Annotated in this window: 20 protein-coding genes and 2 pseudogenes; 10 read left to right on the top strand and 12 right to left on the bottom strand. The window is 71.3% G+C overall.

The genetic code is table 11. The features are described 5' to 3' along the window. The 3 genes and pseudogenes from EXE41_RS16060 to EXE41_RS16050 all read left to right on the top strand — a co-directional run. Positions 1 to 121 (top strand): annotated as a pseudogene (locus EXE41_RS16060) (IS630 family transposase); the annotation flags it as partial. Positions 122 to 287: 166 nt separating this feature from the next. Next, on the top strand, positions 288 to 1,691 hold the full coding sequence (locus EXE41_RS16055; protein ID WP_086220180.1) for a phosphoglucomutase/phosphomannomutase family protein: 1,404 nt from the start codon (positions 288 to 290) through the stop codon (positions 1,689 to 1,691). A gap of 519 nt (positions 1,692 to 2,210) precedes the next feature. Further along, entirely contained in the window at positions 2,211 to 2,954 is a 744-nt protein-coding gene (locus tag EXE41_RS16050) for a DNA polymerase sliding clamp (RefSeq protein WP_049932029.1), read from the top strand. 740 nt (positions 2,955 to 3,694) lie between these two features. On the opposite strand, the gene EXE41_RS16045 is transcribed toward EXE41_RS16050, so the two are convergent. Together EXE41_RS16045 and EXE41_RS16040 are read right to left on the bottom strand one after the other, a co-directional pair. Continuing rightward, positions 3,695 to 5,572 (bottom strand): histidine kinase N-terminal 7TM domain-containing protein, encoded by a 1,878-nt coding sequence (locus EXE41_RS16045; protein WP_086220181.1) that lies wholly within the window; start codon positions 5,570 to 5,572, stop codon positions 3,695 to 3,697. Between the two features lie 82 nt (positions 5,573 to 5,654). Further along, positions 5,655 to 6,248 carry a hypothetical protein gene (locus tag EXE41_RS16040; RefSeq protein ID WP_049932148.1) on the bottom strand — a complete coding sequence of 198 codons (594 nt, stop codon included), beginning with the start codon at positions 6,246 to 6,248 and terminating at the stop codon, positions 5,655 to 5,657. Between the two features lie 108 nt (positions 6,249 to 6,356). Between EXE41_RS16040 and mdh the strand changes: the two genes are divergently transcribed. The 3 genes and pseudogenes from mdh to EXE41_RS16025 all read left to right on the top strand — a co-directional run bounded on the left by mdh (position 6,357) and on the right by EXE41_RS16025 (position 8,124). Next, complete coding sequence (gene mdh, locus EXE41_RS16035) at positions 6,357 to 7,271, top strand: malate dehydrogenase (protein ID WP_049932026.1); 915 nt, start codon at positions 6,357 to 6,359, stop codon at positions 7,269 to 7,271. A gap of 54 nt (positions 7,272 to 7,325) precedes the next feature. Continuing rightward, positions 7,326 to 7,514 (top strand): hypothetical protein, encoded by a 189-nt coding sequence (locus EXE41_RS16030; protein WP_049932025.1) that lies wholly within the window; start codon positions 7,326 to 7,328, stop codon positions 7,512 to 7,514. Between the two features lie 13 nt (positions 7,515 to 7,527). Next, positions 7,528 to 8,124 (top strand): annotated as a pseudogene (locus EXE41_RS16025) (2'-5' RNA ligase family protein). Between the two features lie 13 nt (positions 8,125 to 8,137). On the opposite strand, the gene EXE41_RS16020 reads toward EXE41_RS16025, so the two are convergent. The 3 genes from EXE41_RS16020 to EXE41_RS16010 form a co-directional block, all read right to left on the bottom strand. Next, positions 8,138 to 8,320, bottom strand: coding sequence for a hypothetical protein (locus EXE41_RS16020; protein WP_049932022.1), 183 nt, complete (start codon positions 8,318 to 8,320; stop codon positions 8,138 to 8,140). Beyond that, positions 8,321 to 9,715, bottom strand: coding sequence for a cytochrome P450 (locus EXE41_RS16015; RefSeq protein ID WP_049932021.1), 1,395 nt, complete (start codon positions 9,713 to 9,715; stop codon positions 8,321 to 8,323). A gap of 91 nt (positions 9,716 to 9,806) precedes the next feature. Next, positions 9,807 to 11,423: a methyl-accepting chemotaxis protein gene (locus tag EXE41_RS16010; RefSeq protein ID WP_137691512.1), complete on the bottom strand. Its 1,617-nt coding sequence runs from the start codon at positions 11,421 to 11,423 to the stop codon at positions 9,807 to 9,809. Positions 11,424 to 11,585: 162 nt separating this feature from the next. Here EXE41_RS16010 and EXE41_RS16005 point away from each other — a divergent pair, with 162 nt between their 5' ends. Continuing rightward, positions 11,586 to 13,376: an excinuclease ABC subunit C gene (locus tag EXE41_RS16005; protein ID WP_094519660.1), complete on the top strand. Its 1,791-nt coding sequence runs from the start codon at positions 11,586 to 11,588 to the stop codon at positions 13,374 to 13,376. 37 nt (positions 13,377 to 13,413) lie between these two features. On the opposite strand, the gene EXE41_RS16000 is transcribed toward EXE41_RS16005, so the two are convergent. Together EXE41_RS16000 and EXE41_RS15995 are read right to left on the bottom strand one after the other, a co-directional pair. After that, the gene (locus tag EXE41_RS16000) at positions 13,414 to 14,058 is read right to left on the bottom strand and encodes a helix-turn-helix domain-containing protein (protein ID WP_049932017.1); all 645 of its coding nucleotides are present in this window, start codon (positions 14,056 to 14,058) and stop codon (positions 13,414 to 13,416) included. Positions 14,059 to 14,266: 208 nt separating this feature from the next. Further along, on the bottom strand, positions 14,267 to 15,163 hold the full coding sequence (locus EXE41_RS15995) for an alpha/beta fold hydrolase (protein WP_137691511.1): 897 nt from the start codon (positions 15,161 to 15,163) through the stop codon (positions 14,267 to 14,269). 123 nt (positions 15,164 to 15,286) lie between these two features. On the opposite strand from EXE41_RS15995, the gene thpR reads away from it, so the two are divergent. Then, positions 15,287 to 15,862 carry an RNA 2',3'-cyclic phosphodiesterase gene (thpR, locus tag EXE41_RS15990; RefSeq protein ID WP_137691510.1) on the top strand — a complete coding sequence of 192 codons (576 nt, stop codon included), beginning with the start codon at positions 15,287 to 15,289 and terminating at the stop codon, positions 15,860 to 15,862. A gap of 89 nt (positions 15,863 to 15,951) precedes the next feature. Then, positions 15,952 to 17,352 carry a HEAT repeat domain-containing protein gene (locus EXE41_RS15985; protein WP_137691509.1) on the top strand — a complete coding sequence of 467 codons (1,401 nt, stop codon included), beginning with the start codon at positions 15,952 to 15,954 and terminating at the stop codon, positions 17,350 to 17,352. A 98-nt stretch (positions 17,353 to 17,450) separates the two neighbouring features. Here the strand turns inward: EXE41_RS15985 and EXE41_RS15980 are convergent, their stop codons facing one another. After that, on the bottom strand, positions 17,451 to 18,281 hold the full coding sequence (locus tag EXE41_RS15980) for a hypothetical protein (protein ID WP_137691508.1): 831 nt from the start codon (positions 18,279 to 18,281) through the stop codon (positions 17,451 to 17,453). Positions 18,282 to 18,368: 87 nt separating this feature from the next. Further along, positions 18,369 to 19,685 (bottom strand): hemolysin family protein, encoded by a 1,317-nt coding sequence (locus EXE41_RS15975; protein ID WP_137691507.1) that lies wholly within the window; start codon positions 19,683 to 19,685, stop codon positions 18,369 to 18,371. Between the two features lie 171 nt (positions 19,686 to 19,856). Between EXE41_RS15975 and serA the strand changes: the two genes are divergently transcribed. Then, the gene (serA, locus tag EXE41_RS15970; RefSeq protein WP_137691506.1) at positions 19,857 to 21,461 is read left to right on the top strand and encodes a phosphoglycerate dehydrogenase; all 1,605 of its coding nucleotides are present in this window, start codon (positions 19,857 to 19,859) and stop codon (positions 21,459 to 21,461) included. Between the two features lie 71 nt (positions 21,462 to 21,532). Here serA and EXE41_RS15965 read toward each other — a convergent pair whose 3' ends face one another. The 3 genes from EXE41_RS15965 to EXE41_RS15955 form a co-directional block, all read right to left on the bottom strand. After that, on the bottom strand, positions 21,533 to 23,299 hold the full coding sequence (locus EXE41_RS15965) for a histidine kinase N-terminal 7TM domain-containing protein (RefSeq protein WP_137691505.1): 1,767 nt from the start codon (positions 23,297 to 23,299) through the stop codon (positions 21,533 to 21,535). A gap of 150 nt (positions 23,300 to 23,449) precedes the next feature. Further along, positions 23,450 to 24,733 carry a threonine synthase gene (thrC, locus tag EXE41_RS15960; protein WP_137691504.1) on the bottom strand — a complete coding sequence of 428 codons (1,284 nt, stop codon included), beginning with the start codon at positions 24,731 to 24,733 and terminating at the stop codon, positions 23,450 to 23,452. A gap of 79 nt (positions 24,734 to 24,812) precedes the next feature. Then, the gene (locus tag EXE41_RS15955) at positions 24,813 to 25,028 is read right to left on the bottom strand and encodes a hypothetical protein (RefSeq protein WP_049932009.1); all 216 of its coding nucleotides are present in this window, start codon (positions 25,026 to 25,028) and stop codon (positions 24,813 to 24,815) included. Positions 25,029 to 25,104: the final 76 nt, after the last annotated feature.

Below are 25,104 nucleotides of genomic sequence, written 5' to 3'. Positions count from 1 at the left end.
CGTCGACGACGAGGACGAATTTCACGAACTCGTCAAAGACGTATTTGAACAAGTGACACAGCGAGTCAGCTACGCCAGAAAGTGGTGTGAGAAGTTTCTTAGCGTTCAGAAGTTATCTTGATCATTATCGCGCCGGTCCGACTCCCTCGCGCGTGCTCCTCACGTCCTGCGGGCGTTCGGAGGCACGCGCCGCCGCGGTTTATTTATCAATAGCCGCGGGCGATCCGCTCGCGCAACCTTCGCGGCCGACACGGGGCATTATTGTCCCCGCCGCCGACGTGGCCGACATGGACCAGATAGCCTTCGGCACGGACGGGTGGCGCGCGACACTCGACACGTTCACCGACGAGCGCGTGCGGATCGTGGGACAGGCGATCGCCGACCACCTCGACGCGGCGGGGCACGACGAACCGGTCGCGGTGGGGTACGACGCCCGCGAGACCTCGGAGGGGTTCGCCGAGAGCCTCGCGGAGGTGTTCGCGGGCAACGGCTTCGACGTGATCCTCCCCGAGCGCGACGCGCCGACGCCGGTGATCGCCCACGCTATCGTCGACCGCGGACTGGCCGGCGCGTGTATGATCACCGCCTCGCACAACCCGCCCGAGTACAACGGCGTGAAGTTCATCCCGCACGACGGCGCGCCGGCGCTGCCGGACGTGACCGAGGATGTCGTCGACCGGCTCGCCGAGCCCGACCTGCTCCCCGAAGCCGAGCGCGGCGACATCTCTCGGGTCGACCTCGTGAGCGAACACGCCGACGCGGCCCGCGAGGTCGTCGGCCGCGTCGCCGGAGACGGGGACGGCGTCGACCTCGACGGGCTCACGGTCGCGTACGACGCGATGCACGGGAGCGGGCGCGGCGTCACGGACGCGCTCCTCGAGTCGGCCGGCGCGGAGGTGGAGCGCCTGCGCTGCGAGCGCGACGTGACCTTCGGCGGCGACTCCCCCGAGCCGTCGGCCGAACACCTCGGAGAACTGGCCGAGCGCGTCACCGACCCCGAGAGCGACGTGGATCTGGGGATCGCCAACGACGGCGACGCAGACCGGATCGCGGTCGTCACGCCCGAGCGCGGCGTCCTCGACGCGAACCTCTTCTACGCCGCCTGCTACGACCGTCTCTTGGAGACCGACTCCGGGCCCGCGGTCCGCACCGTCTCGACGACGTTCCTCGTCGACCGCATCGCCGAGGCGCACGGCGAGGCGGTGTACGAGACCCCGGTCGGCTTCAAGTGGGTCGCCGAGGCGATGGGTGAGCACGACGCGCTGTTCGGCGGCGAGGAGTCCGGCGGGTTCACCCTCCGCGGTCACGTCCGGGAGAAGGACGGCGTGCTGATGGGGCTGCTCGCGGCCGCGACCCACGCCGCCGAGCCGTTCGACGCGCGCGTCGACCGCCTGCTCGACGAGCACGGCCACATCGCGGCCGGAAAAGTGTCGCTCGACTGCCCGGACGACCGGAAAGAAGCGGTCCTCGACGAGCTGGAGGACCACATCCCGGAGGCAGTCGGCGGGTCCCCCGTAGCGAAGGTCGTCACGCTCGACGGGTTCAAGCTCCTCTTAGAGAGCGGCTCGTGGCTGCTCGTCCGCCCCTCGGGCACCGAGCCGAAGCTCCGGGTGTACGCCGAGGCCGACTCCGACGAGGCCGTCGACGACCTGCTCGCCGAGGGGCGCGACCTCGTCGAGCCGCTCGTCTGAGGGCCGCGCGCGACGACCGGCGCGATCGGTCCGGGAACCCGCTCCCGCGCGGACGAGTTTCAGTTCCGTCTTGCGTTCGGCTCGTCTACTCATGAATTACCCTCGTACCGTCGTGTACCGCCTGGCGCGGCGCAGGCCACACACGGTCGACGAGCCACTGTCAGCGCCCGAGCGCACCGACGTGAACCCGACACCGCTCGCGGAGCCGGCCGACGGCGCCCCGACGGACGGGCCGATCCGAGCCGCCCGACCCCGGCGACGGAGCGCCCCGCGGCCCCGGTAGCGAGGAGCCCCGCGACCTCACGCGCGATCCGGCGGACGACGGCGCGGACGCGGAGGCGAGAGGCCGGGACGCCGACGAGGCGGAGACCCTCGAATACCGGCTCGAACGGCTCCGCCCACTGCGAGCCGTGGTGACGCTCGGGGTCGTCGTCGCCCGGCTCATCCGGTCGGTTTGAGCGTTTCCGTGCCGACCCGATCGGGTGTCTTTTTAGGGGATACCGCCCTAGCCGAACGTATATGTTCAAGGCCATCGTGGGCGCGTCGACGTTTCAGGACGCGCTCGATTCGGTGAGCGTGTTGGTCGACGAGTGTAAGATCCGCCTGAACGAGGAGGAGCTCTCCATCCGGGCCGTCGACCCCGCCAACGTCGGCATGGTCGACCTCACGCTGGAGGCGGCCGCGTTCGAGTCCTACGACGCCGACGGCGGCGTCATCGGCGTCAACCTCGCCCGCCTGGAGGACATCGCCGGCATGGCCAACTCGGGCGACCTGATCCACCTCGAACTCGATGAGGAGACCCGCAAGCTCCACATCGAGATCGACGGCCTATCCTACACCCTCGCGCTCATCGACCCCGACTCGATCCGCCAGGAGCCGGACATCCCGGACCTCGATCTCGCCTCCGAGATCGTCGTCGAGGGCGCCCAGCTCGACCGCGGGATCAAGGCCGCCGACATGGTCTCCGACCACATCCGCCTCCGCGTCGACGAGACCGACGAGGCGTTCTTCATCGAGGCCGAGGGCGACACCGACGACGTGAACCTCAAGCTCGACCGCGAGGACCTCATCGCGCTCACCGCCGGCCCCGCTGACTCGCTGTTCAGCCTCGACTACCTCAAGGACATGAACAAGGCGATCCCCTCCGACGCCGAGGTCACCGTCGAGCTCGGCGAGGAGTTTCCCGTCAAGCTCCACTACGGCTTCGCCGAGGGGCTCGGACAGGCAACGTATATGCTTGCACCGAGGATTCAGAGCGAGTAAATTACCGAGGGAAGCGTGTCCAGGATGCGGAGAGTCGTTCAAGCGGGTCGGTAGTCACTGGGCACGCGGAAGCTGTTACTACCCCGAAACACCCACGTACCTTCGCGAGATCCTCGTCGGCTGTTTCATGGGTGACGGGGGGTCCGTCCCAAAGACGAACGACGGTGCTCACGGCCTGTTCCGTCTCCCGATGGTTACAAGCAATCCTTGGAGTGGTTCGACCACGAGATGGGGGTGTTGAGACCGGTGTCCGATTAAAAAAAGACGGCAACGGAGCTGGCACATAGTAACCGTGAATCGGGGTTCAGTCCAAATGCGAGGGCTGAGAACTATCACGATATGTATACCGTCATATCGCGATCTCACCCGTTCATGCGGTCACTTCGTCGGTGGTACCGATCCGGCGAGAAGCGGTTCCCAGAGAGTCTATCGCTGACGCCACGGATCGCCAAGATGTGGTACGTCTGTGACGGGTGTCTCGATGTTCAGGAGTACGGCGAACCGAGAACAGCAATACGGATACGACACCGAGACGACCGTCAGGGGTTCTTTTTAATCTATTCGAGGAGATTGGCCTCTCACCGTCGTACGGCCGCGAAACGATCCGCTTCGGGGTCGAAGAGACTCGCTCGTTCCTCGACTGAAGCACCCCACCGCCCGGATTCGAGTACAAGTGGGTGCTCGACTCGCGAGAGCGCTACGATCGTCTGAAGGCACAGGCGTACGGCGAGGCACACGCTTTATAAACCGTCTACGACCGGAACCGACACCGTCACCCACGTCCCCCGCGGCTCCCGGTCGGCGTACTCGACGTCGGCGCCGACCGCGGCGGCGCCCCACGCGACGACCCACAGGCCCAGCCCGGAGCCGTGTTCGAGGGCGGTCTCCCGCCCGGACTCGACCGCCTCGACTTCGTGCTCGGGGATCCCGGGCCCGTCGTCCGCGACGGCGAGCACGAACCGCGCGTCGCCCTCGCCCTCGTGGCCGCCGTCGCCTCCGCGCTCCTCTCGACGGAGCGCGACCCGCACCCACGCCCCGCCGTCATCGCGTTCTGTTCCCTGACCGTCGTGGTGATCGAGCGCGTTCTCCACCGTGTTCTCGACGACCGCGCGGAGCGCGTCGAGCCGGACCCGCGTGACCCACTCGTCGTCGTCGGCGTCTCCGGTCGTCCGCTCGCCGACGGAAGTCGCCGCCCCGCCGTCGGCGGTCGTCGGCTCGCCGTCGACCGCGAGTTCGATCGCCGCGTCGTCGCGGCCACGGGCGTCCGCGACGGCCGATGTCACGAGGTCGCGCACGTCCGTCGGCTCGGGGTCCCGATCTTCGAGCAGCCGCTCGACGGTCCCGGCCTTCTCGCCGAGCGCGGCCAGCGCGCCCGCGCGACGCTCGACCGCGTCGGCCATCTGAACGAGTTCCGAGTCGTCGACGCGATCGCGGAGGATCTCGCCGTACCCGCGGACGACGCCCGCGTCGTTGCGGAGGTTGTGACGCAGGATGCGGTTGAGCACCTCCAGCTGCTGGCGTCGGCGCTCGCGGTCGGTGACGTCCGAGAGGACGAGAGTGTACCCGACGTGGGTGCCGTTGGGGTCGGTGAGCCGGGAGACCGACACCGCGTACGTGCGGCTGCGGGCGCCGTCGCCGGCGTCGATCTCGACCGTCTCGCGGGAACCGCCCGCTTCGTCGTCCGGGCCGGACTCGCCGCCGTCCGGTTCGCCCTCGCCCGCGTCGCCGATGCGGACCGGGAGATCGAGGAAATCGGCGAGCGGGCGGTCGCGGGCGGTCTGGGCGTCGACGCCGAGCACCGTTTCGGCCGCGGGGTTGATCCGGACGATGCGGCGGTCGAGCGCCAGCGCCACGATGGGGTCGCGGAGGTCGTCGATCGCGGTGCGCTCCGCGGCGCGGCTGGTGGTCGGGTTCCGGTCGAACATCTCCGCGCGGTCGAACGCATACGCGTCGAGGAGCAGGTGCGGGACGAACATCACCGGCGCGAGCTGGAGTTGGGGCACCGGGCCGAGCGCCAGCGCCCACGCGACCAGCGCGAACCCGGGCGGCAGCGAGCTCAGCGCGACCGCGGCGCTCTCGCGGCGGTACAGCGGCCCGTAGCTGAGCAGCGTGTCGACGAGGAGGAACACGGCGCTGGCGACGAGGACCGTCTCCGCGGCGACCGTCAGGTACGCCCACGGCCCGAACGCGTACGAGACGGTCTCGACGCCGAAGGCGGGGTCGCGCGCGAAGTCGGTCCAGAAGACACCGTGGAGCGAGTTCGTGACGACGAGCGCGGACGAGAGTGCGCCGAACCCGACGACCGCCGCGAACAGGCGGCTCCGGACCACGTCGCTCCGGCCCGTGTACTCCAGTGCGAACCCGAGGAAGGCGATCCCTGTCCAGATCACGCCCAGCCACATCGTCGCCTCCAGCGCGGCTCGGATCGCCGGTTCGGAGACCAGCAGGCCGACGCCGTAGGAGAGACACCACGTCGCCTGCGCGGCGAACACACCGAGGAACCAGTCGACGCCGGGGCGGCCGCGGTGTTCGCGGATCGCCCACGCGAGCGCGAGCGCCCCCGCCCCGCCCGCGAGGGAGCCGACGGCGGGCCACGCGGGAACGAGGTCGAGGGCCATTCGTCGGGTACGACGGCGACGGCAGGGGTAAAGCTGTCGTGGGGCGGCGGTCCGTCCGGTCCGCGCTCCGGACGAACCGGCGCTACAGATGCCGCTCGATGACGCGCTTCGCGGCCTGTCCCTTCTCTTTCCAGCCGTACCCCTCGTCGTACACGTGGCGCTTGGCGTCGACGAGCTCGCCGGGCGTCGACTCCTCGAAGCCGCCGCGGTCCCACGCGCCCGACTCGCGGAGCCACTCGATCACGTTCTCGCGGGTCTCGGGCCACGAGAGCCCGACCATCTCGTACCACGCCACCATCGCGAACACCGCGTTGTCGTGACAGCCCGGGACCGAGCCGTGCTCGTAGACGGTGCGCATCGGGTCGCGAGTCGGCTCCGAGACGCGTTCCTTGAACTCCGCGGCGGTGAGCAGGCGGAGCCGGTCGCCGTCCTCGACGACGCGCTGGTCGCGGCGGAGCGCGCCGAGCGCGGCCTTGTGGAGCCCGCCCCACTCCGCCGGGACCGCGTCCCGCAGCGCCGCTTCCGGGAGGCCGTCGGGCTCCGCGGACAGCACCGACAGGAGGTCGGTGTACGCCTTCTCGACGGTCGGCCAGCTCACGCCCTCGAACTCACAGTCGGCGTCGTGAAGGCTGTTCGTCGTCCGACAGCCGGGGCACGGGTAGCGGAACGTCGGCACGAGGCGACGCTTCGACGCCGCGGGAGTTAGGGGTTTCGCGACGACGGTCACGAACGTTAGCGGGGTTCCGAAACGTTTACTCACCGGCCGGTCGCGAATCTACACGGTATGACAAAGGTCAGCGTTATCGGTGCGGCGGGGACCGTCGGAGCCGCGGCCGGCTACAACCTCGCGTTACGCGACGTGGTCGACGAGCTCGTCTTCGTGGACATTCCGGACCAGCGCGAGACGACGATCGGACAGGCCGCCGACGCGAACCACGGCGTCGCGTACGACTCGAACACGACCGTCCGGCAGGGCGAGTACGAGGACACCGCCGGCTCGGACGTGGTCGTCATCACGGCGGGCATCCCGCGCAAGGAGGGGCAGACCCGGATCGACCTCGCCGGCGACAACGCGCCGATCATGGAGGACATCGGGTCCTCGATCGCCGAGCACAACGACGACTTCGTCACCGTCACCACCTCGAACCCGGTCGACCTGCTCAACCGCCACCTCTACGAGGCGGGCGACCGCGACCGCCACAAGGTGGTCGGCTTCGGCGGCCGGCTCGACTCCGCGCGCTTCCGCTACGTCCTCTCCGAGCGCTTCGACGCGCCCGTCCAGAACGTCGAGGCGACGATCCTCGGCGAACACGGCGACGCGCAGGCGCCCGTCTTCTCGAAGGTGCGCGTCGACGGCCGCGACCCGTCGTTCGACGCCGACGAGAAAGAGCAGATCCTCGCGGACCTCCAGGAGTCCGCGATGGACGTGATCAGCCGGAAGGGCGCGACGCAGTGGGGACCCGCCACCGGCGTCGCCCACACCGTCGAGGCCATCCTCAACGACACCGGCGAGGTGCTCCCCTGTTCGGTCGTGCTCGACGGCGAGTACGGCTACGACGACACCGCGCTCGGCGTCCCCGCGAAGCTCGGCGCGAACGGCGTCGAGGAGGTCGTCGAGTGGGACCTCGACGAGTACGAGGCCGAACTGCTCGACGAGGCCGCCGAGAAGCTCTCCGAGCAGTACGAGAAGATCGCGTAGCGAGCGCCCGGTTTTACCACCGTCTTTTTATCGCTGCCGCACCCCCGTCCGGCCATGAACCGCGCCGAGATCGACACCGACGACCTCCTGAAGATCGTGCTGCTGCTCGTCGTCGTGTGGCTTCTCCTGGAGATCGTCGGGGCCGTCCTCGAGGTCGCCTTCTGGCTGCTCGACGCCCTCCCGACGCTGATCGGGATCGCGCTCGTCGTCGTGATCGCCTTACACCTCACCGATCGGATCTGAGGCGGACGCCGACGTGTTCAGCCTCAACGTCCCGCTCCCGCCCGCGATCGACCGCCTCGCCGGCGATCTCCACCCGAAACTGACGGGGTTCGATCGCGTCCGCGAGCGTCACACCCTCGTCTGTAAGCGCTTCGGCGTCGAGAACGTGCGACGCGGAGAGCGCGACGGGGGCGATGAACGCGGAGAGGGCGAGGGGGGCGAGGAACGTGGAGGGGACCGACCCGTCCCGCCTCGTCAGGAGGCCCTCGACCGGCTGCGCGAACGCCTTCGTCGACCGCTCGCGCCCGCCGACCCGTTCGAGGTCGCCGTGACCGGGATCGACGTCTTCGACGCGCCGCGGTCGGGGTCGCGGCCGATCGTGTATCTGACGGTCGAGAGCGACGGGCTCGTTCGGCTTCACCGCAGGCTCTGTGCGGCGTTCGGGACGATGGAGGGAATCGAGGGCGACGCGTACGTCCCGCACGTGACGCTGGCGCGGGGCGGCGACCCGGAACCGGGCGCGGTCGCCGACCTCGTCGAGACCGAGTTCGACCCGGTCCGGTGACGCGTCCATGCGCTCGACGCGTGGGACCCGGAGTACCGGGAGGTCGCGGCGACGGTCGATCTGTAGGGCGAACCGGAGGTTACGCGTCGTCGACCGCGTCCGGTTCCTCGACCGCGTGGTGCGGCCCCACCGGCCCGTGGGTCGGGCAGACGCCCGCGATCGGGGTGGCGTTGAGACAGCAGGCGCGGCGGTCGGTCGCAACGAGACCGCTCGAGAGCGGATCGCCGCACCGGGCGCAGTACGCGTCGGCGGGGGCGGACATCTACCGCTCGCGGATCCGCATCGGCACCGGATGGCTCGGGTGCATGGTGAGCGAGCCGCGCAAGGAGAGGTCCGGTCCCTCGTAGCCGAGTTCGAACTGCGAGCAGATCTCCGCGAGGATGATCTTCGCCTCCAGCAGCGAGAACGCCTTCCCGATACAGTGGCGCGGGCCCCCGCCGAAGGGGAAGAAGGCGAACCGGGGGCGCTCGCTCCGGCGCTTGGGCGTCCAGCGGTCGGGGTCGAACGTCTCGGGGGCGTCGTACCACCGCTCGGACCGGTGGGTCACCCACTGCGACACCATCAGCGCGGACCCCTCCGGGATCCGGTACCCCCCCAGTTTCACGTCGAGCTTCGGCTCGCGAAACAGGGTGTAGACGGGCGGGTAGAGGCGCATCGACTCGTTGAGCACGCGCTCGGTGTACGCCATGTCGCGGACGTCGGCCGCGGTCGGCGGGCCGTCGGCGGTCGCCGTCTCGGCCTCGCGCTCGACCTCGCGACGAGCCTCAGGGTGATTCGAGAGCAGGTAGAACGTGTACGTCAGCGCGAGCGCGGTCGTGTCGTGGCCGGCGAGCAGCATCGTCACCAGCTCGTCGCGGAGGTTCTCGTCGGTCTGCTCGCCGCGGTCGCGGGCGCGTAGGAGGACCGAGAGCAGGTCCATCGGCAGGTCGCCGTCGCCGTCCCCGGCCGGGCCGGGCACCGCGACGCCCTCCGCGCCGGCGGGGTCGACGCTCGGGTCGCGCTCCGTGCCCCGGCGGCGGTCGACGATCCCGTCGATGACGGATTCGAGGGTGTCGATCGCGGCGTCGAACTCGCGGTTCTCGCGGGTCGGCACCCAGTTCGGGATCAGGAACCGCCGCGGGTCGGGCTCGAACCGCGCGCCGAGCGGCTCCAAGTTCTCTTGGACCGTCTTCACCTCCTCGTCGGTGATGTCGGCGCCGAACATCGCCGAGACGATGATCTTCACGGTGAGGCGGGCGACCTCGAGCTGGATGTCGACGACCTCGCCGTCGGCCCAGTCCGCGAGCTGCGACTCCGTGTGGTCGACCATCGTCCCGTCGAGCGCGCCGATCCGGCGGTTGTGGAACGAGGGGTTCGCGAGCGTGCGCTGGCGCTGCCACGTGTCGCCGTCGCTCATGAGGAGACCGTCGCCGAGCAGCGTGTCCATCGCGTCGTCGCCGAACTGGGGCTTCCGGTAGCGTTCGGCGTCGGCGACGAGCACGCGCTCGACGTCGGCGGGGTTCGTGAGCAGGTACGTCTCTCTGGGACCGAGGTCGAGCCGCACCACGTCACCGTAGCTGTCGGCGCAGGCGCGGAGGAAACCGAAGGGGTCGTCAGCGAACTGGCGACCGTTCCCGAACAGGGGGTCGCCGAGCGGCCCGGGCGGCGTAACGGACATACGTTTTGTGGGGGCTGAGCGGGGTTAAACGTTCGGCGGTGCCGAGAGAACGGGGGAGCGAAAGCGGACGGGACTGGGGGCGGTAGGGGAGTTATCTGGCGTCGAGCTGTTCGACGCGGGCGATCAGCTCGTCGACGGCCGCCTCTTGGTCGTCGGTGGCGTCGACGATGCGTTCGGTCGCCTCCTCGGTGCGGTCGGAGCGCTCGCGGACCGCCTCCAGCGACGAGGTGAGCTCCTCGACGGTCGCCGCCTGGTCGTCGGTGGTGCGCGCGACCTCCGCGACGCCCGCGGCCGCCTCGTCGACCGCGTCAGCGATCTCTTCGAGCGAGTCGAGGACCGTCTCGATCTCGGTGCCCGCGTCCTCGATCCGGTCGTGCGAGCGCTCGACCGCGGTCGTGGTCTCCGCGGACTGCGTCTGGAGCTTGTCGAGGCTCTCCGTGATCTCCTCGGTGTAGCCGCGGGTCTCGTCGGCGAGCTTCTTCACCTCCTCGGCGACGACCGCGAAGCCGTCGCCGCCCTCGCCGGCGCGGGCGGCCTCGATGTTGGCGTTCAGGGCGAGCAGGTTCGTCTGCTCGGCCACGTCGGAGATGACCTCGATGACCTCCTCGATGTCGTCCATGCGCTCGGAGAGCGCGCCGACGCTCTCGACGAGTTCGTCGCCTATCTCCACCACGTCCTCGGTCGCCTCGCGGGCGTCCTCGCTGGCGTCTAACCCCTCGTCGGCGGCGTCGGCGGCCGCGACCGCGGCGGAGTCGACCTGGTCAGCCGTCGCCGCGACCTCTTCCATCCCCGCGGAGAACGACTGCATCTCCGAGACGCTCTCCTCTAAGAGCTCGTTCTGCTCGTCGACGTTCTCGGCGATGTCGGCTGCCGCGGCGCTCGCCTCCTCGACGGTGCCGTCGAGGTCGCGCGCCTTCTCGTGGACGCTCTCGGAGAGGGTCTGGAGGTTCTCCGCCATCCGGTTTACGACGCCGATGACGCTCAACAGCTCTTCGTTGAGAATTTCGCACTCCTCGCGGCAGACGGCGCGGGCCTCTAGGTTTCCCTCCCCGATCTCCTCGGCGGTCTGGCGGATCTCGGCGACCAGCTCCGCCGTCGCCTCGCGCTCGTTGACGTTCTCGGTGCGGTCGATGACGACCTCAGTCACGCCGACCAACTCGTCGCCGTCGTACATCGGGGTCGCGGTGAACTCGATGTGCTTCTCCTCGCCGTGGCGGTCGACCATCGTGCTCGTGTCGCGGTAGCGGATCCGTGCCGATCCGGACCGCTCGACATCGTACACCTCGTCCGCGTCCTCGGGCGCGTCGAGCACCTTGTCCGCGAGTGTGTCGGCGCGCCGACCGTCGGGGTAGAATAGCTCCGAGGCGTAGTCGTGGCCGAGGGCGTCCGCGCGGTCGACGCCGGTGAGCGCCGCGAGCGACTCGTTCCACTCGGCGACGTTCCCCCCGGTGTCGAGGATGAACGTCGGGACGCCCGTGGCGTTGAACACCTCGGCGAAGCCGGCACCCCCTAAGGTCTTGGTCCGGTCCACGCCGTCCGCCTCGGTGACGCTGTACTCCTCGTCGCTCGGGCCACCGGACTCGCCGGCCGGGACCGTCGCGTCGTCCGTCCCCGCGGGCTCCCCGACGACGACGCCCCCGTCGGGGACCGACCGGGAGTCACCTCCCCGCCCGAGCACGCGCCGTAACAGCCCTCGAACTCCCGTCATATCTGTTTCCCTCTCCCCCAAGCATCGGGATAAACGGTTCTCCCCGTGACTCAGGTTTGATAACTACCCAGTTCGCGAAGTGACATGAACGGACCGTGACCTCGCTTCGGCTCGTCCCCGCAGCGTTCAATGGCGTCGGGCGGCTACGGCGATCCGAGACCGATGGACGCCGGCGCGGTGCGCGAGCGGGCCCGAGACCTCCCGACGGAGCCGGGCGTCTACCAGTTCCGGGCGGGGGAGACGACGCTGTACGTCGGGAAGGCGCTCGACCTCCGCGACCGGGTGCGGTCGTACGCGGACCCGCGCTCGGGCCGGATCCGAGGGATGGTCGAGCGCGCCGACCGGATCGAGTTCGCGGTCACCGACACGGAGACGCAGGCGCTGCTGCTCGAGGCGAACCTGATCAAGCGGCTGCGCCCGCGGTACAACGTCCGGCTGAAGGACGACAAGTCGTACCCGTTGGTCGCCTTCTCGGACCACGAGGTGCCCCGGATCGAGGTGACCCGCGACCCCGAGGCGGGCGCGGTCGCGTACGGCCCGTTCACAGACGTGGGCCGCGTCGAGACCGTGGTGAAGGCGGTCCGCGACGAGTACCGGCTGCGCGGCTGTTCGGACCACAAGTACGAGGGGCGCGACCGCCCCTGCCTCGACTACGAGATGGGCATCTGTTCGGCGCCGTGTACCGGCGAGATATCGCCGGAGGCGTACGCCGAGGACGTGGCCGCCGCGCGGCGCTTCTTCGAGGGCGAGACGGGCGTCCTCGCCGATCCCCTCCGACGCCGCATGGAGGCCGCGGCCGAGGCGAACGAGTTCGAGCGCGCGGCGAACCTCCGCGACCGCCTCGAAGCGGTCGAGGCGTTCCACGGCGAGGGGGGCGAGGCCGTCAGCGACCGGAACGACGACCGCACCGTCGATGTGCTGGCGGCCGCGGTCGAGGGCGACACGGCTCGGGTGGCCCGGCTCCACAGCGAGCGCGGGCAACTGGTCGACCGGAGCCGCCACCAGCTGGACGCGGCAGCGGTGGCGGACGCGGCCGAATCGGGGGCCTCCGGCGGCGACGCGACCCCGGCGGACCCCGACGCCAACACCCCCGCCGCCGTACTCAGCGCGTTCCTCGCGCAGTACTACGCCGAGCGGGAGTTCCCGGACGCGGTCCTCCTCGCCGAACGACCCGCCGACCGGGACGTTGTCGATTGGCTGGAGCGCGAGGGGGTCGCGGTCCGGGTCCCGGGCGCCGGCCGCGAGGCGAAGCTCGTCGAACTCGCGCTGAAGAACGCCCGGAAGCGCGGCGGCCGCGACGACCCCGTGGGCGCGCTCGGCGACCGGCTCGGGATCGCCCGCCCCGAGCGCGTCGAGGGGTTCGACGTGAGCCACGCGCAGGGCACCGCCGTGGTCGGCTCCGACGTGTGTTTCGTCGACGGGAGCGCGGAGACGGCCGATTACCGCCGGAAGAAGCTCACCGAACGCAACGACGACTACGCGAACATGCGCGAGCTGGTCCGGTGGCGCGCTGAGCGCGCGCTCGCCGGCGAGGACGACCGCCCGGACCCCGACCTCCTCCTCATCGACGGCGGCGAGGGGCAGCTCGGGGCCGCCCGCGACGCGCTCGCGGAGACCGGGTGGGACGTGCCCGTCGTCGCCCTCGCGAAGGCGGAGGAGCTGGTCGTCACCCCGACCGGGACCCGGCGCTGGGACGACGACGCCCCCGAGCTCCACCTGCTCCAGCGCGTGCGCGACGAGGCGCACCGGTTCGCCGTCTCCTACCACCAGACCGTCCGCGACGAGGTCAGGACGGTCCTCGACGACGTGCCGGGGGTCGGCCCCGAGACGCGCCGCCGCCTCCTCCGGCGGTTCGGCTCGGTCGAGAACGTCCGCGACGCCTCCCGCGACGACCTCACCGACGTCGACGGCGTGGGCGACGCGACCGCCGACACGCTCCGCGAGCGGCTGTGAACCGACGGCGGGTCGGCGTCCGGGACGGCGGCGGCCGTCACGCCGATTCGACGGCGCGCTCGACGACCGCCGCCTCGGCCTTCCGGAGCAGTTCGCCGGCCGTGCTCGTCGCGCAGCCGAGCGCGGCCGCCACGTCCGCGACGGTCCCCTCGCGCGGAACCTCGTAGTACCCCGTCGAGACCGCCGTCTCCAGCGCCGCGCGCTGTCGGTCGGTCAGCCGCGACGGTTCCCGTCGGCGCTCGAACTCGTGGACCCACTCGATAGTGAGGTCGGCGAGGGTCGCGAGGTCGTCGTGGAACTCGCTGAGCGCCGCCGTCGCGCCCACTGCCTCGAACCGGACGTCGCCCGACTCGCGGAAGACGACCGGCGGGAGGAATATCACCCGCGACGCCGCGACGGTGTCGAGGAGCGCCGCCGGGAACTCGTAGGCGTCCTGCCGAAGGAACGCGTAGGTCCCGTCGGCGTCGCTCACGAGGCTGCTCGCGACCAGCGAGTCGAGCGCGTCGAGGGCAGACGCCGTCGCGTCGCGGTCGCCGTCGAACCAGAGCAGCGTCGTCGCGTCCGCCGTCGGGCTCCACATCAGCAGCTCCGCGCGACGGATCGGCGAGTCGCCGGCGATCGCCTCGTGGAGGGGGTGGCGGAGCCGCTCGGGGTAGGCGGCCGAGAACCTGATCCGTTTCATGACGCCGTTGCTCGACGTTCGAGCGTGCCGTACATCAATCCGCGTGGTTCGGGACCGCCCGCGGGAGGGGCCCGGGACGAGGTCGGAGAGGAGGGCCGAACCGGTCAGCGGGGACGCAACGGCGTCTCGGGGACGGACTCGGGCAGGGCCGGATTGATCAGCGGGGACGCAGCGGCGTTTCAGGGGCGAACTCGGGGAGAGCCAGCGATCAGCGGGAACGCGACAGCGCCTCGGGGGCGGCCCGGAGGAGCGTCCCGAGGTGGTCCGCGCCGTCGAGAACGCGGAGTTCGGCGGTCGGAAGCGCCTCGGCCAGTCGTTCCGCCCCGGCGACGGGGACGTTCGCGTCGTCGGTCCCGTGCCACAGGCGCACCGGGGCGTCGACCGCGTCGAGGTCGATCCCCCAGTCGCTGCCGGCGTCGCGGAACTCGGTGACCGCGCCGTTCCGGTGGCGCTCGAACGCCGCGAGGAAGTCCTCCTTCACCACGGTCGCGGCGTCCTCGGGGACGGCGTCGGCGTCCTCGGCGTACTGGGCCACCACGAACGACGGGTCCGCGCGCGACGCGACCCACGCCTGACCGCGGAGCAGTGCCCCGAGGACCGACGGCGTCGCGGCCGCGAGACCGGACAGGAGGCGCTGGACCGCGGGCGTGTCGTCGCCGAACGACGGCGGCGTCGCGCCGGCGACGAGGTCGACGCCGGTGACCCGGTCGCCGAGCGACGCGGCCGTCGCGAGGGTGTAGGGCGCGCCGCCGGAGAACGCGACGAGGGCCGCGCGCTCGACTCCGAGGTCGTTCAGGACGGGCCGCACGGACGCGGCGGCGTCGCCGACGGTCCGACCCGACTGGGGGGGCGAGCGTCCGTAGCCGGGTCTGTCGGGCGCGATCACGCGGACGTCGTTCGCTCGCGCCGCCGGTTCGAGGAGCGCGCCCAGCCGGCGGGACCCGGGCGTCCCGTGGAAGAAGACGACCGGGTCGCCGTCGGGAGGCCCGTACGTCGCGTAGGCGATCCGGCGACCGTCGGCCGAGCGGGCGACGCTCGACATCTCGCGCGCCGGCGCCCGACGCTCCGAGGGCGGGTCCGGTCGCGCGGAGTCGGTGGTGGCCATCACATGCGAGTATGGGAGGGTCACTACTGGGAATTATGCCGGACTGATACGGTGGTATTTATGTAGGGCGCTGGTTCGACCACCACAAGCGGTATCCGTCGCTCGGCCGATCCGGCGACCGAGATGCGAGCGTTCTTCGCCGTCGACCTCCCGGACTCGCTCGCGCCCGCCGTCGCGGAGGCACAGGCCCCATTCGCGGACGCGTCGGGCGTCAACCCGGTCGACCCCGAACAGGCGCACGTGACGCTGAAGTTCCTCGGCGACATCGGCACGGAGGACGACGAGGGCGACCCCGCCCTCGACGACGTGGCCGCCGCCGGCGAGCGCGCCGTCGACCGCGCCGCGGTCTCCCCTTTCGAGGCCGAGATCCGCGGCCTCGGCGTCTTTCCGAACCGCGAGTACGTCTCGGTCGCCTGGGCGGGCGTCGGCCGCGGCGGCGACGACCTCGCCGCGCTCTACGAGGCGCTCGAAGCGGAGACGACCGCGCTCGGCGTCGACCCCAAAGCCCACGCGTTCACGCCGCACGTGACGCTGGCCCGCGTGGAGAGCGCGGCCGGGGCAGAGGCGGTCCGAGACGCGCTCGACGCGGGAGATCCGGAAGTCGGGACGTTCTCGGTCGACGAGATTCGGCTGGTGAAGTCGGCGCTTACCGCGTCCGGGCCAGAGTACGGTGTCGTCCGGGGGTTCGGACTCGAATAACGCGGCACCGCGCGCCGGTCGCGTCGGATTCTCATCGGTGATAGCCGCGGCCATACGTTTAATCTACCGGATCGGTGAGGTGTTCACAGATGGACGACAGGCCGCGACCGGACGGGGCCGATGGATCGGCGGAGAGCGGCGGCACCGGGCGCGGCGGGCGGCCGACCGACGACGATCCCCCGGCGTTGGCGCGGCTCGATCGGCGGTTCGACGCGTCGACGCGACGCGAGGCGGCGGAGGCGCTCGGCAGCCCGTCCAGTTCGATGAGCGCCGCCGCGAGCCGGATCGTGGATGGGTTGTTCGAGGCGGCGCTCGACGACCCCGACGAGACCGTCCGCGCGGCGGCGATCGAGTCGCTGTACTTCCACGGCAACGACCACCTCGACCGACTGGGGCGGCGGGTTGCCGACCGGCGAGGCGGCGGCGCCGAGGGCGGAAGCGGGAAGACGAGCGGGGCTGCCGAGACGTTCTCGCGGTGGCTGAGACACGACCGGGCCGCGTATCGGATGCTGGGGGCGACCGGACTGTCGACCGTCGGCGACGAGGGCGCCGCCCCCCGGCTCCGCGAGGCGTTCGATGACGGCGACGCGCGGGTCCGCGCTCGGGCCGTCAGGGGGTACGCGCGGGTGGGCGGGGAGGCGGTCGAAGCGGTTCGCCCGCTCGTGAACGCGCGGAACGACCTGGTGCGCGGGGCCGCGGTCGACGCGCTTGTCACGATGGAGAGCGACGACGCGGTCGAACTGCTCGCGCGCGCGACACGGCGCGGCAACGAGGGACTCAGGCTCGCCGTCGTGCGTCGGCTCGGAGCGCTCGGTCGCCGGGACGCGACCGGCGTGTTGCTCGGCTCGCTGCGGGACCCCTCGGCATCGGTTCGCCGGGCAGCCGCGCGGTCCGTCGCCGCGGTGATCGCCGAGTCGGACGCCGTCCCGGCGGGCGATGTCCGCGACCGGCTCCTCGCGGAGCGACCCTTCGAGGCCGACGGGCTGCTCGCGGTGTTCCGGGCAGTCGCCGCGGAGCAAACCGGAGCCGACCGGAGGGCAGCGCCCGCCGACGCGACCGCGGGATCGGAGGAGCGCGTCGACACCGAGACCAAGCGGTACGCGGCGTGGCTGTACTGCGAACTCCTCGAATCCGCGGACCCGACCGCGGCGGACCGTTCGACCGCGGTCGAGTGGCTGATCGACGCGCTCGACCACCGCGACCGGCTGGTCGCCGATCTCGCCGCCGCGTACCTGCCCCGGATCGCCTCGACGAGCGGGACTGGGGACGGTCTGCCGGACGACGAGACCGACTCCGCCCTCGGGGTCGACATCAAGCGGAACCTCCGCGCGCTCGCCGGCGACGAGGCCGCCTCCGACGCCGCGCGGGAGCGCGCCAGGGCGGTGTTGCGGCGGTTCAAGCGGGCCGTCGTCGAGGCGGCCGCGGACCGCGACGTGGAGTACGTCTACGTCCGCTGGCCCGCGGACTACACGGAGAGCTACAACGAGTGAGAGCGCAGCGACGCCGAGTGACTGGACCCAGCGACGCCGAGTGAAGGGCGATTACGACGGGTGAGCGAGGACGGGGAACGGGAGACAAGTTCCCGCAGTCACGGCCGCCGAACGAACTGCCCGTCGTCGACCGCGACCGTCAGGTCGATCGTCTCGTCGAGGAGGTTCAGAACGGTGGCGACGTTACGATCCGCGTCCGCGTCGACGTACAGCTGTAAGACGCCGCCCGCGTCGGCAAGGCGCGCGGCGAGCATACGGATGAAGGCCACCGACCGTTCGACTTCGAAGGCGGCGACGATCTGGTGGAAAACGCTCACCTCCAGCGAGACGCGCTCGCCGGGTTCGTGGTTGTCGTCGAGGATCCGCGAGACCGTCTCGCCGACCTCGGCCGGGGAGAGCCGCGGGTCGAGTTCGACGATCTCGACGTTCCGGCCCTCGAAGTCCACATCGGGCGTCGCCTCGAAGTCGTACTCCCCGGTGCTGACGATCACCGCCCGCCGTGGCCACGCGTCGAGGGCCTCGTCAAGCGCGCGGACCAGCCGCTCCGGGGAGGGGGTCACGGCCACCACGAGCCCCGCGGCGGCGTGGAAGTGGGTCCGGAGCGCGTCGGCCTCGTCGCCGGCGGCCGACGCGTCGACGCGGACGACCCCGTCCCAGTTGACCCGCTCGGCCACGTGTGTTCCGTCAGCGACCCGGTCGGCGACGTGTTCGTACAGGTGCCTTTTGAACTCGGCAACGGCGCCGCCGCTGTCGTAGGTGGTCTTGGCCGTGGCGCAGTACGGGCAGTCCCAACTTACACGGAAGTCAGACGTAGAGAGCGCGTCGGAGTCGTGTGCGAGCAGGTGGGACCCGGTCACGTCGACCATCTCCGAGCGGTCCCGCGTCCACGCGACGAACCCGCACCGGCCACACGCCCAACGGCTCACCATGATCAGAGACGTGTCTCTCGGGAACCGTCGGAAGCACATGTATGTTTGGTAATGTGTGTGGAGACCGCGGCGTCGGGGGAGCGGCGGTCACTCGGGCCCGAGCGAGCCGGCGTCACCGCCGTCGGGACCGACAGACGCGTCGACCGCGAACCCGTTCTCGTCGGCGTGTTCGACCCGGACGCGCGTGACCCGGGTCGCGGTCGCGCCGGTGACGGCGAGCGTGACCTCGCCGACCGCGACGCGGTCACCTTCCTTCGGGAGCCGGCCGAGCTGACGGGTGACGAGCCCCGCGACGGTCTCGACGCCTGCGTCCGCGGGCAGCGAGAGGCCGAGCGCCTCGTTGAGGTGGCCGACCGTCGTCCAGCCGCGGACCACGGCGGCGTCGGGCGCGACCACGTCGAGCGCGTCCGTCTCCCAGCGGCCGACCAGCTCGCCGACGACCTCCTCGAAGAGGTCCTCCAACGTCGCGATTCCCACGACCGCGCCGTGCTCGTCAACGACGATCACCATTCCCGTCCCGTTCGCGCGCATCTCCGCGAACAGCTCGTCGAGCGGCTTGGTCTCGGGGACGAACGCCGGTTCGCTGAGCGCGCTCGAGAGGTCGGCACCGCTCTCGTCGGCGCGGATCGCGTCGCGGACGTCGACGACCCCGACCACGTCGTCGCGGTTCTCGCCGTACACCGGCATCCGGGTGACTCCCTCGCTCGCGGCCCGCGAGAGCGCGTCCGCCGGGGTCGCCGTGTCGGGGAGCGCGACCACGTCGGTCCGGGGGACCATCACCGCGGCGACGGTGGTGGTCTCCAGATCGAGGACGCCCCGGATCATCGCGCCCTCGTCAGGGTCGAGCGCGCCCGTGACCTCGCCGGAGCGCACGAGCGTCGCGATCTCCTCCCGGGTGAGGTACGACTCGATGGCGGACTCGCCGCCGGTGAAGCGGTTGACGACGCCGGAGGCCGCCTCGAACACGTACAGGACGGGACGGAGCACGCGCTGGACCGCGACGACGATCCGGGAGACCCGGAGCACGTGTCGCTCCGCGTTGGCGACGGCGTACGACTTCGGCGCGATCTCGCCGAAGACGATGACGAACACCGAGGTGACGAGCGTCGACCCCGTGGCCGCCTGGCCGCCGGAGAAGCCGAACCGGACGAACACCGCGGTCGCGACCGACGCGGCGGCGATGTTGGCGACGTTATTGCTCACCAAGGCCGTGACGAGGAACCGGTGGGAATCGTCGCGCAGCGCCGACAGCGCCCGGGCGCCGGGAGCGTCGGTCGCGACGAGCGAGTCGATCCGGTGGCCGGGGACGGAGAACACCGCGAGTTCCGAGCTGGAGAAGAAGGCGCTCACCGCGGTCAGCGCAAGGATGGCGCCGACGCCGACGAACGCGATCGTGAGGTTCATGCGCGGAACGTGCGGCCCAATATAAAAGGGAGTACCGGCGGCGAACATACCCACGAACGCGCATTCTCCAGTCGAAACAGAGGAGTCGATACCCACGAGCGCGGATCCGTTCGGGCGGCAAAACGGCGCGATGAGGAAAGCGTTAACCCCGCGCCGCGGGTGCGTTTCGACATGAAGGTACTCGTGACCGACCCCATCGCGGACGCGGGGTTGGACCGACTCCGAGACGCCGGCCACGAGGTCGTCACCGACTACGAGGCGGAGGGGGAGGCGCTGCTCGACGTCGCAGCCGACGCCAACGCGCTGATCGTGCGGTCCGGAACCGACGTGAACGAGGCGGTCTTCGAGGCCGCGAGCGAGCTCGTCATCGTCGGCCGGGCGGGCATCGGCGTCGATAACATCGACATCGAGGCCGCGACCGACCACGGGGTCATCGTCGCAAACGCCCCCGAGGGGAACGTCCGCGCCGCCGCCGAGCACACCGTCGCGATGACGTTCGCCGTCGCGCGCTCGATCCCGCAGGCGCACGGTCGCCTGATCGGCGGCGAGTGGGCGAAAGGCGAGTTCCTCGGTACCGAGGTGAACAACAAGACGCTCACCATCGTCGGCCTCGGCCGCGTCGGGCAGGAAGTCGCCAAGCGCCTCGACTCGCTCGGGATGGACCTCGTCGTCTACGACCCGTACATCTCTGAGGAGCGCGCCGACCGGATGGGGGCGGAGCTCGTCGAGGACCTCCACGACGCGCTCGCCGCGGGCGACTTCGCGACGATCCACACCCCGCTTCTCCCCGAGACCGAGGGGATGATCGGCGAGGCCGAGCTGGCCCAGCTGGAGGGCGGCTACCTCATCAACTGCGCCCGCGGCGGCATCGTCGACGAGGATGCGCTCGCTGAGGCGGTCGAGGACGGCGTCCTCGCCGGCGCCGCGCTCGACTCCTTCGCCGAGGAGCCGCTCCCCGAGGACTCGCCGCTGCTCGACGTCGAGGAGATCGTCTTGACCCCGCACCTCGGCGCGTCGACGGAGGCGGCCCAGGAGAACGTCGCGGTCGACACCGCCGAGGCCGTCCTCGCGGCGTTCGACGACGAGCCGGTCCTCACCGCGCTCAACGCGCCCTCGGTCGACGAGAGCGCGTTCCCGCGAATCGAGCCGTACATCGACGTGGCCGAGACCGCCGGGAAGGTCGCCGCCCAGCTGCTCGACGGTCGGATCACCGGGGTCGAGGCGACCTACGAGGGCGACATCGCCGCGGAGGACGTCGACCTCGTCACCGCGAGCGCCCTGAAGGGCGTCTTCGAGCCGCTGGAGTGGCAGGTGAACGCGGTGAACGCGCCGCGGCTCGCCGAGGAGCGCGGCATCGAGGTGACCGAGTCGAAGACCCGGCAGACCGACGACTTCCAGAGCCTCGTGCGCGTCACCGTCCACAACGGCGACGACGAGATCGCGGTCGAGGGAACGCTGTTCGCCGGCGAGGACGCCCGCATCGTCCGGATCGACGGGTTCCGGGTCGACGCGGTCCCGTACGGCCACATGCTCGTCGCGCGAAACACCGACGAGCCCGGCGTCATCGGGCTCATCGGGACCGTCCTCGGCGACCACGACGTCAACATCGCCGGGATGTTCAACGGCCGCGAGACGCAGGGCGGGGAGGCGCTCACCGTCTACAACCTCGACTCGGCCGTCCCCGGCGCCGCGACCGAGGAGCTGCTCGCGGACGACCGCGTCGTCGAGATCACCGAGATCACCCTAGACGGCGCCGACGGGCGTGCGGACGAGTAACGCGGGACTCGCCGAGTAGACGGCGAGTACTGCGCAGCCCCGGAGAAGAGATCGGACCGTCCCCGGACGGGCTACGACTCCGCCGCGGGCGACTCCGAGACCGCGACGAGCGCGTCCGCGTCGGCGACGACGGGCGACGCGACAGCTTCGATCGGTCGATCCCCGAAGGCGACGACGAACGCCGCGCCGTCGCCGACCGTCGTGTCCGACAGGCAGGCTTCCCCTTCTGCGGCCCCGCGACCCGCACCGACGCCGACCGTCCAGCCGTGCGACTCGGCGAGCGCCGCGACCGACGCGAGGCCGATCCCGGTCCCCTCGTCCGCGGTCGTGTAGCCCCGGTCGAACACGCGGTCGCGCTCCGCCGGCGGGACGCCGGGGCCGTCGTCGATGACCGCGAACCCGCCGTCGAGCGCGACGGCGGCGACGGTCGCGTCGGACCCGGCGTGGACAGCCGCGTTCCGGAAGAGGTTCTCCAAGACGCTCCGCACCGCAGTCCTGTCCGCGGCGTACGACTCGTCGCCCGCCACCGTCAGCGTCGCTCCCGCCGTCTCGGCGGTCCGCCAGGCCGCCTCGGCCGCGGCCGCGAACGAGAACGACTCGGCACCGGCGTCTGGGTCCGGGTGGTCGACGGCCGCGAGCGTCTCGTCGACGATCTCGAAGATCCGGTCGTGAGCGCTCTCGACCCGCTCGGCCGCCGCCTCGTCGCCCGCGGTCGCGAGGTCCGTGAACCCGTCCGCGACCGTCAACGGGTTCTTGATGTCGTGCGCCAGCGCGTGCGTCAGCGTCTGGAGCCGGTCGTTCGCCACTTCGAGGTCCCGCCGGTTGCGCTCCGAGTCGGTCACGTCGCGAAACAGCAACACCGTCCCCTGCGAGCGGCTGCCGAGCGTCGGAAGCGAAACGGCAGAGAGCGAGACGAACCGCGGCTCGCCGGCGACCTCGACGCGGAGCGGTTCGTCAGGGGCCTCGCCGCGGCGGTACGCGGCGCGGACCTCCGGGGCGTCGGCGAGCGCGTCCGCGATCGGGACGCCGACCGCGACGCCCTCGCCGAGCCACGCGCGGGCCGCCGGGTTCGCGTCCGCGATCCGCCCGCTTCGGTCGACGACGACGATCGGGTCGGGGACCGCCTCCAGGGTCACCTGCCGGGCGACCGGCGTCACGCCCAGCGTCCGCCCCCGCCGGACCGCGATCGTGAATGCGACGCCCGTGAGCACGAACAGGAGTTCGGGCCGGAACGCCGGGCCGCCCCCGAGCACGACGAACTGCGCGCCCCACGGCGCGGCAGAGCCGACGAGCAGCAGCCCCGCGGACGCGCGGAACGCGGGCGCCGAGTCGTACACGCCGTACGCGAGCGTCGCGAACGTCCCGACGAGCAGGACCTGCGAGTAGAGCCAGCCGACCCACCACACCGGGCCGAACTCCCGGACAAGCACCGTCCCCGAGCCGACCGCGACGAGGTCGGTCCCGGTCCGGACCAGCCCGTGGACATCGTTCGTCCAGCTCAGCAGGGTCAACGCTGCGAGCGGGGCGAGCAGCGCGAGCAGGCGGCGCCGGGAGAGCCACGCGTCGTAGCCGAGGTAGGACGCGACGAACGCGACCGCCGCGACCGGGACGACCGCGGTCGCGGGGTACTGGACGTTGAGCCAGAACAGCTTCCCGGCCTCAGTCGTCGCGACGGCCTCGCCGAACAGCCCCGCGGACCACCAGGCGATCGCGGCCATGAACGCGACCGCGGCGCGACCGCCCGACTCGTCGCGGGAGTCGAACGCGACCACCGTCGCACAGACCGCAACGACGGCGGCGAGCGCGGCGAGCGGTGCGGTCGTCGGGGCGTCTATCAACTTGTCTGTCGTTCAAGTGTTTACTACTTAATACAAACTGTCGGGGCGACGTGTTCGGCAATCGGTGATAGCGCCAACGGCTCTGGGGTGTCGAGGGCGCGGGTCGAGAGCGGGAAGTGGACGGCCGCACCGACCGGCCCCGTCGGGCGGTCAGTCGTGGAGGTGGTCGACGACGGCGTCGGCGTCGTTCGGGACCGGCTCGGGGTCGCCGCCGGCCTCGTAGGCGGCGTCGGGGTCCTTGAGGAGGTGGCCGGTCGTCAGGCAGACCACGCGCTCGTCGTCGTCGACGACGCCCTCGCGCCGGAGCTTCTTGAGGCCCGCGAGGCTCGCGGCGGAGGCGGGCTCGACGCCGACGCCCTCGCTAGCGAGGTGGCGCTGGGCGGCGGTGATCTCCGGGTCGCTCACGGCAACGGCGGTGCCGCCGGTGTTCCGGATGCCGGGGAGCGCCTTCGGCGCGTTGACGGGGTTGCCGATGCGGATCGCGGTCGCCCGCGTCTCGACCTCCTCCCAGCGGCGGATCTCGTCGTTCCCCTCCTCGACCGCCTCGACCATCGGCGCGGCGCCCTCCGCCTGGACGCCGGTGAGCTTGGGGACCTCGTCGGGGTCGAGCGCGCCCGACTGGACGAGCTCGCGGAACCCCTTGTACAGCGCCGAGGTGTTGCCCGCGTTGCCGACGGGCAGGACGATGCGGTCCGGGAACGTCCCGTAGTCGGCGTAGAACTCCTCTAAGATCTCGAAGCCGATCGTCTTCTGCCCCTCCAGCCGAAACGGGTTCAGCGAATTGAGCAGGTACGCCTCGCCGCGGGCGGCCAGCTCCTGGACGATGTCGAGGCACGCGTCGAAGTTGCCGTCGACCTCCAGGATGCGCGCGCCGTGGAGGCTCGCCTGCGCGATCTTCCCGGCGGCGACCTTCCCCTCCGGGAGGAGGACGAGGGTCTGCATCCCGCCGCGGCCGCCGTAGGCCGCGAGCGCGGCCGAGGTGTTGCCGGTGGAGGCGCACGCGAGCGCGCCGACGCCCAGCTCCTTCGCGACGCGGACGCCGACGGTCATCCCGCGGTCCTTGAACGAGCCGGTGGGGTTCATCCCCTCGTGTTTGATCCGAAGCGCGTCGACGCCGACCGCCTCCTCGATGCGCGGGACGCGGTGGAGCGGCGTGTCGCCCTCGGGGAGGGTAACGCCGAGGTCGAACGGGAGCCCCTCGCGGTAGCGCCAGACGCCGCGGTCGGGGCCGTCGGAGGACGCACCGGACCCGAACTCGTCGAACGTCGGGGGGTCGTCGTACCGGACTTCGAGCAGGCCGTCGCACTCGTCGCAGGTGTAGCGCACCGCCTCGAACGGGGCGAACGTCTCGTCGCACGCGATACACGCGAGCCACGTCCCGTCGTCGGCGCAGTCTGGCGCCGCCGGGGCCGGGGCGTCGATGGCGAGATCCATTACCACGGCGTCCGTCCCGCCGGGGCTTAAGACGGGCGGTCGAGACGGACGTTGCCGGCCGACGCGAACGCGTTCGGCCTCAGTCGACGATGATCTCGGAGCTCTCGTCGCCCCCGTCGTCGCCGGAGCCGAGGCGGTCCTGGTAGCGCTGGATCCAGTCGGCGAAGCAGTCGGGGCAGAGCCGCTGGGTGTCGATGTTCGCCCGGTCGACGCTCAGCCGGACGGTGCGCGCGAGCGCGTCCGTCGTGGCCTCGCCGCAGGCGTCGCAGGGCGCAGTCGTCGGCGCGTCGCTCATATGGTGTCGGTCGCGGCGGCGGCTCTTAAATCTACGTCGGGAGCGGTGGCGGGGAACGTCGGGAGGGGTGTAGAGG

Origin of the sequence: Halorubrum sp. SD690R, from assembly GCF_005435035.1 — an archaeon.
In the GTDB taxonomy this organism is placed as follows: domain Archaea; phylum Halobacteriota; class Halobacteria; order Halobacteriales; family Haloferacaceae; genus Halorubrum; species Halorubrum ezzemoulense.
Note: the sequence above shows the minus strand (reverse complement) of the source record. Positions and strands in the feature narration are given on the sequence as shown.